Genomic DNA, 6,000 nt, shown 5'->3' on the forward strand with positions numbered 1-6,000 from the left:
GCGGGGCGTGGCAAGCGGCCCACTACGCGCGCTGCAGCACCTGCAGCGGATAGCCGATCAGCTTGGCGGCCGCGAACGCGATCGCCATCCCTATCAGCGCCGCGAGCGCTTGGCCGCCATAAAACCACGCGGCCGAGTCGGGGTCGGGGTTGAGCCGCACCGCGAGATCGAGGCACCACAGGATCGCCGCGATGCCGACCACCATCACGATGAACAGCTGCATCCGCTGCACGGCGGCCTCGATCCGGGCCATGCGGGCTTCGACATGTTTGTCGGGGACCGTCGTCATTGCGTCCTCACCACAACCAAAGTTCAACTGTGCGATCGCGTTGCGATCGATTCCTGATTAGCACGGAGCTGCGCTGCAGTGCACTGATGACACTCACCACAAATAATCGTCGTGCACGATTAGTCCGTGGTCGTAGTGAGCATCATGATCAGCGTGCCCGTTGACTTAGCGCAAATACGACAGAAGGTAAATTTGGGAAACAGGGCCCCTTTACAGCAGTTCTAATCGCCGCGGTGGCGTGCGCTTGGGGGGCTCTCGATGCATACACCTTGGCAAGCCGCGACGGCGCTGAAGGGCGAGCCGAAGGAGCTGCGCCCGCTCACCGGTAACGAGGCGATCGCTCGCGCCGCGTGGGAAGCCGGCGTTCGTGTCGCCGCCGCCTATCCGGGCACGCCGAGCACCGAGATCCTCGAGAACCTCGGCACTTATCCGGCCGAAGACCTGCACGCGCAATGGTCGACCAATGAGAAGGTCGCGCTCGACGTCGCGATCGGCGCATCGTTCGCAGGTTCGCGCGCGCTGTGCGCGATGAAGCATGTCGGCCTCAACGTCGCTGCGGACGCGCTGATGTCGTTCGCCTATATCGGCGTCAATGGCGGGCTGGTGCTGATCGTCTGCGACGACCCCGGCATCCACTCCTCGCAGAACGAGCAGGACAGCCGGATCTACGGCCTGCTCGGCACGCTGCCGATCCTTGAGCCGAGCGACGCGCAGGAGGCCTACGACTTCACCAAGCTTGCGTTCGATATCTCCGAGCAGTTCGACACCCCGGTGATCGTGCGCAGCACCACGCGTCTGTCGCACACCCGTAGCACGGTGTCTGTCGGGCTGCGCTGCGAGGTGCCGCCGCGGGTGTTCCTGGAGAAGCCGTCGAAGAACGTGATGATCCCGGCGCATGCCCGCGGCCGCCACGTCGCCGTGCTGGAGCGCGAGGCCAAGCTGAAAGATTACTTCGCGGTCTCCGGCATCACCCAATGGGAAAAGGGCGATCCCAGCTTCGGCATCGTCACGGCCGGCACCTGCTATCCTTACGTCCGCGAGGTGCTGCCGAACGCCACCGTGCTGAAGCTCGGCGCCTCCTGGCCACTGCCAGAGCAATTGCTGCGCGACTTCTGCGGCTCGGTCGAGCGCGTGTTCGTGGTCGAGGAGCTGGAGCCGATCATCGAGAAGGAGATCGCGGCGCTCGGCATCAAGGTCGAGGGCAAGCGGTTCTTCCCGCGCGCCGGCGAGTTTTCGCCGGAAGTGGTGCGCGCCGGGCTGGTACAGGCCGGCATTCTGCCGGCGCCGCCGTCGCAGAACGCCTGGGTGCCGGAGCCGGTGGTGCGGCCGCCGGTGCTGTGCGCCGGCTGCCCGCACACATCGAGTTTCATGGCGGTGCGCGCCTCCGGCGCCCGCGTCGCCGGCGATATCGGCTGCTACACGCTGGCGGTGCTCGATCCGCTGCGCGGCATCGACACCTGCGTGGCGATGGGCTCGTCGATCGGCAATGCGATCGGCATGGCCAAGGCCGGCGAGATCAAGCCGATCGTCGCCACCATCGGCGACTCGACCTTCCTGCACGCCGGCATCCCGGCGCTGATCGATGCGGTCTACAATCAGGCCAACATCGCCGTGATGCTGCTGGACAACCACATCACCGCGATGACCGGCGGCCAGCAGCATCCCGGCACGGGCAAGACCCTGCGCGGCGAGCCGGCGCCGCAGATCAACTACAAGGCGCTGATCCGCGCCTGCGGCGTGCAGTGGGTCAAGACGGTCGACAGCTACGACCTCGCCGCCACTCATCAGGCGCTGCGCGAGGCCATCGCTTTTCGCGGCGTGGCGGTGCTGATTTCGAACCGGCCCTGTGTGCTCGACCCGATCAAGATCAAGGGGCCGCCGCTGGAGATCAACGCCGGCCAGTGCACCGCCTGCCAGTCCTGCATGAATCTCGGCTGCCCGGCGCTGACCTGGAGCGACGAATGGTTCGAGGGGCGGCACCGGGTGAAGATTGATCCGGCGCTGTGCATCGGCTGCACGCTGTGCGCCCAGGTCTGCACCATCGACTGCATCAAGATCGCAACGCCTCCGGTGACGCCATGAACGAGCAGAGCAAGGTCGCGGCCCTCAACGCTGACAGCGAGCCGGTCGCCTTCAATGCGGCGCTGGCCGAGCCGTTCAACGTGCTGATCGTCGGCGTCGGCGGGCAGGGCGTCATCATGGTGTCGAAGGTGCTGGCGTCGCTGGCGCAGGCGCACGGCTTCGAGGTCAAGCAGAGCGAAGTCCATGGCATGGCCAAGCGTGGCGGCACCGTGTTCAGCCACGTCCGCTTCGGGCCGAAAGTGTGGTCGCCGACGATCGCCAAGGGCGAAGCCGACGTGCTGATCGCGCTGGAATGGGCCGAGGGCCTGCGCTGGCTGCCGCATCTCAAGCGCGACACCGGCGTGTTCATTTGCGACACCAAGCGCATTGTGCCGCCGTTCGCCTGCCTCAACCGCAAGCTCGGAGCCAAGATGCGCTATTCGACCGAAACCGCCGAGCAGGTCTCCGCCTACGTCTCCGAAGCCTATGCGATCGACGCGACGCGGATGGCCGAAGACCTCGGCAACGACCGCGCCGCCAACGTCGTGCTGCTCGGCGCGCTATCGACCGTGTTGGACTTCTCGCTGCCGGAATGGGAGCGGACGGTCACCAGCTTCGTGCCGAAGAAGACCATCGCGGTGAACACCGCGGCGTTCGAGCTCGGCCGCAATTGGATCGCCGAGGCCAAGAGAGCGCCGCCGGCCGGCGATGCCGCGGCGACGCCGGCGCCGACGCATACGCCCTATACGGCGCGGCTGGAGATCACCGAGGCGTGGTGCAAGAGCTGTGAGATCTGCGTCAAGCTGTGCCCCGAGCGCTGCCTGACGCTGAACGCCGACCGCATCGCCACCATGACGGCGCCGGAGAAATGCACCGGCTGCCGGCTCTGCGAATGGCTATGTCCGGATTTCGCGATCCGGGTCCATCTCGACACTGAAGCCGCGGTGATGGAGGCCGCGCGATGAACGCGCCCGATCGTTCGCACGCCAAGCCCGCCGCCAAGCTGCTCTCCGGCAACGCCGCCTGCGCCCAGGGCGCGATCGACGCCGGCTGCACCTTCTTCGCCGGCTATCCGATCACGCCGTCATCCGAGATCGCCGAGCGGCTGTCGGTGCTGCTGCCGAAGGCCGGCGGCGTGTTCATTCAGATGGAAGACGAGATCGCCGCGATGGCCGCTGTGGTCGGCGCCTCGATGGGCGGCGTCAAGGCGCTGACCGCGACGTCGGGCCCCGGCTTCTCGCTGAAGCAGGAGAACCTCGGCTACGCCGCCGGCGCGGAAATTCCCTGCGTTGTCGTCAACGTGATGCGCGGCGGTCCCTCGACCGGCATGCCGACGCGGCCGTCGCAGGCCGACATCTATCAGACGCGTTATGGCAGCCACGGCGACTACCCGATCATCGTGCTGGCGCCCGCGTCGGCGCGCGAGATCTACGACGAAACCATTCGGGCGTTCGATCTCGCCGAGACTTGTCGCACACCGGTGATCCTGCTGTACGACCAGGTGATCGCGCAGTCATCCGAGACGGTGGCGCTTGGTGGCCGGCCGCTGGTGCACGCCACCCGCAAATGGGCGAGCGGCCCGCGCGAGACCTACAAGCCGTACGCGGCGGGCGTTGACGGCGTGCCACCGATGCCGCGGCCCGGCGACGGCTATCGCACCCACACCACCGGCCTGACCCACAGCGAGAGTGGCTTCCCCTCGCAAGATTCGGAAACGGTGACGCGCAATCTCGGCCGGCTCTACGCCAAGCTCGATCACTTCCGCGATCTGATCGACAGCTTTGAAGCGGTGCGCTGCGAGGACGCCGAGGTGGTGATCGTCGCGCTCGGCATCAGCGCCCGTGCCGCTCGGCGCGCGGTCGATGCCTGCCGCGCCGAGGGCCACAAGGTCGGGCTGTTCAGGCCGATCACGCTGTGGCCATTCCCGGAGATCGCGCTGCGCGAGGCGACCAAGTCCGCCAAGGCGATCCTGGTGCCCGAACTCAACATCGGCCAGCTCCGGCTCGAGATCGAGCGGCTGCTCCGCGATCGCCGCGTCGAGGGCCTGCATTTGATCAGCGGCGAGCCGATCACGCCGGCGCAGATCGCAGCTAGCGCCACCAAGCTCGCCACGGAGGTCTGAGATGTTTCGTGACGCGCCGCATTTCGACGTCCGCGACTATCTCCGCAAGGAGATGATGCCGCACTTCCTGTGCCCCGGCTGCGGCCACGGCATGGCGCTGCGCGCGCTGCTGTGGGCGCTGCACGAACTCAAGATCGATCGCGACAAGCTCGCCGTGGTGTCCGGCATCGGCTGCGCCGGTCGGCTGTCGGCCTATATCGACGCCAACACCTTCCATACCACCCACGGCCGCCCGCTGGCCTACGCGACGGGCCTGGCTCTGGCGCGGCCGGACCTTCATGTCGTGGTGATCACCGGCGACGGCGATTGCCTGGCAATCGGCGGCAATCATCTGATCCACGCCTGTCGGCGCAATCTGAAGCTGACCTGCCTGATGCTCAACAACGAGATCTACGGCATGACCGGCGGCCAGGTGTCGCCAACCACCTCCGAGACGCGGCTGACCACGACGACGCCGCACGGCAACACCGAGCCGAATTTCGACGCCTGCGCGCTGGCGATCGCCGCCGGCGCCGGCTTCGTCGGCCGCGAGGTGACGCGGCACGTGCCGAAGATGAAGGAACTGATCAAGGACGGGCTGCAGCATCCCGGCTTCGCCTTCATCGAGGTGCTGTCCGACTGCACCGAGGTCTACGGCCGCAAGAACGACATGGGCTCGTCGTCCGAAATGGTGATGCGGCAGAAGAGCGACATGCGGCCTAGCGCGTATCGCGACAGTGTCGACGAGCCGTTCCGCTCCACCGATTTGCCGACCGGCGTGCTCGCCCGCAACGCGCGGCCCGAATACGGCGCCGCGCTGCGTGCGGCGGCAGCCGCGCGCGCTGCCAAGTAACAGGAGCCCGTGATGCCCAAATCCCGGATCGAACTGCGTTTCGGCGGCACCGGCGGGCAGGGCCTCGTGCTCAGCGCCAAGCTGCTCGCCGATGCGCTGGCGTTGGAAGGCCGCCACGTCGCGCAGTCGCAGACCTACGAACCGACCTCGCGCGGCGGCTTCTGCAACGCCGACCTGGTGGTGGCCTCCGGCGAGGTCGACTACCCGCTGCCTGTGGCGTTCGATTACTTGGTGCTGCTCGACAAGATTGCGGTGAAGCCGTCCTGGCCGAAGTTGAAGGCGGGCGCGTTGGTGATTGCGGACAGCCGGCTGTGCCCGGAGCTGCCGGACGGCGCCGGCAAAGCCTTCTCGCTGCCGCTCAGCCGCACCGCCATCGAACTCGGCAGCGAGCGCGTCACCAATATCGTGGCGCTCGGCGCACTTATCGAGATGACCGCGCTGTGCAAGCGCAAGTCGGTCGAGCAGGTGGTGCGCGCAAGCTCGCCGCGCGGATTCCTCGACCTCAACATGGACGCGCTCGCGGCCGGCTACGAGCTAGCCAAGGCCCCCGCCGTCGCGGCGGCGTCGTGACATTGGCTTCTCCCCAAGCACTGCGCCAACCTCTCCCCGCGTGCGGGGAGAGGTCGACCGGCGTAGCGCAGCGAAGCCGGGCGGGTGAGGGGGCGCCTCCGCGCAGTCGAGAGTCAGTGCCTGCGT

Annotated in this window: 6 protein-coding genes; 5 read left to right on the forward strand and 1 reads right to left on the reverse strand. The window is 67.3% G+C overall.

What is annotated here, in order from left to right:
• Nucleotides 1–22 precede the first annotated feature (22 nt).
• Complete coding sequence (locus IP86_RS25270) at nucleotides 23–289, reverse strand: hypothetical protein (RefSeq protein ID WP_054165200.1); 267 nt, start codon at nucleotides 287–289, stop codon at nucleotides 23–25.
• Between the two features lie 258 nt (nucleotides 290–547).
• Here IP86_RS25270 and iorA point away from each other — a divergent pair, with 258 nt between their 5' ends.
• From iorA to IP86_RS25295, 5 genes are read left to right on the forward strand one after another with little or no spacing between them, the layout of a single operon-like run.
• Complete coding sequence (gene iorA, locus IP86_RS25275; protein ID WP_054165201.1) at nucleotides 548–2,371, forward strand: indolepyruvate ferredoxin oxidoreductase subunit alpha; 1,824 nt, start codon at nucleotides 548–550, stop codon at nucleotides 2,369–2,371.
• Entirely contained in the window at nucleotides 2,368–3,315 is a 948-nt protein-coding gene (locus tag IP86_RS25280) for a 2-oxoacid:acceptor oxidoreductase family protein (protein ID WP_054165202.1), read from the forward strand. The genes iorA and IP86_RS25280 overlap by 4 nt, the downstream gene beginning before the upstream one ends.
• Nucleotides 3,312–4,472, forward strand: a complete 1,161-nt coding sequence (locus IP86_RS25285; protein ID WP_054165203.1) for a 2-oxoacid:acceptor oxidoreductase subunit alpha — start codon at nucleotides 3,312–3,314, stop codon at nucleotides 4,470–4,472. The genes IP86_RS25280 and IP86_RS25285 overlap by 4 nt, the downstream gene beginning before the upstream one ends.
• A gap of 1 nt (nucleotide 4,473) precedes the next feature.
• Nucleotides 4,474–5,304: a thiamine pyrophosphate-dependent enzyme gene (locus tag IP86_RS25290; RefSeq protein ID WP_054165204.1), complete on the forward strand. Its 831-nt coding sequence runs from the start codon at nucleotides 4,474–4,476 to the stop codon at nucleotides 5,302–5,304.
• 12 nt (nucleotides 5,305–5,316) lie between these two features.
• Complete coding sequence (locus IP86_RS25295; RefSeq protein WP_054165205.1) at nucleotides 5,317–5,874, forward strand: 2-oxoacid:acceptor oxidoreductase family protein; 558 nt, start codon at nucleotides 5,317–5,319, stop codon at nucleotides 5,872–5,874.
• Nucleotides 5,875–6,000: the final 126 nt, after the last annotated feature.

It is taken from the genome of Rhodopseudomonas sp. AAP120 (assembly GCF_001295845.1).
Classification (GTDB): Bacteria; Pseudomonadota; Alphaproteobacteria; order Rhizobiales; family Xanthobacteraceae; genus Rhodopseudomonas.

What these genes read in the sequence shown, in the direction of transcription:
- IP86_RS25280 (WP_054165202.1), top strand. Translation starts at nt 2,368, where the DNA reads ATGAACGAGCAGAGCAAGGTCGCGGCCCTCAACGCTGACAGCGAGCCG.
- IP86_RS25295 (WP_054165205.1), top strand. Translation starts at nt 5,317, where the DNA reads ATGCCCAAATCCCGGATCGAACTGCGTTTCGGCGGCACCGGCGGGCAG.
- IP86_RS25285 (WP_054165203.1), top strand. Translation starts at nt 3,312, where the DNA reads ATGAACGCGCCCGATCGTTCGCACGCCAAGCCCGCCGCCAAGCTGCTC.
- IP86_RS25290 (WP_054165204.1), top strand. Translation starts at nt 4,474, where the DNA reads ATGTTTCGTGACGCGCCGCATTTCGACGTCCGCGACTATCTCCGCAAG.
- iorA (WP_054165201.1), top strand. Translation starts at nt 548, where the DNA reads ATGCATACACCTTGGCAAGCCGCGACGGCGCTGAAGGGCGAGCCGAAG.
- IP86_RS25270 (WP_054165200.1), bottom strand. Translation starts at nt 289, where the DNA reads ATGACGACGGTCCCCGACAAACATGTCGAAGCCCGCATGGCCCGGATC.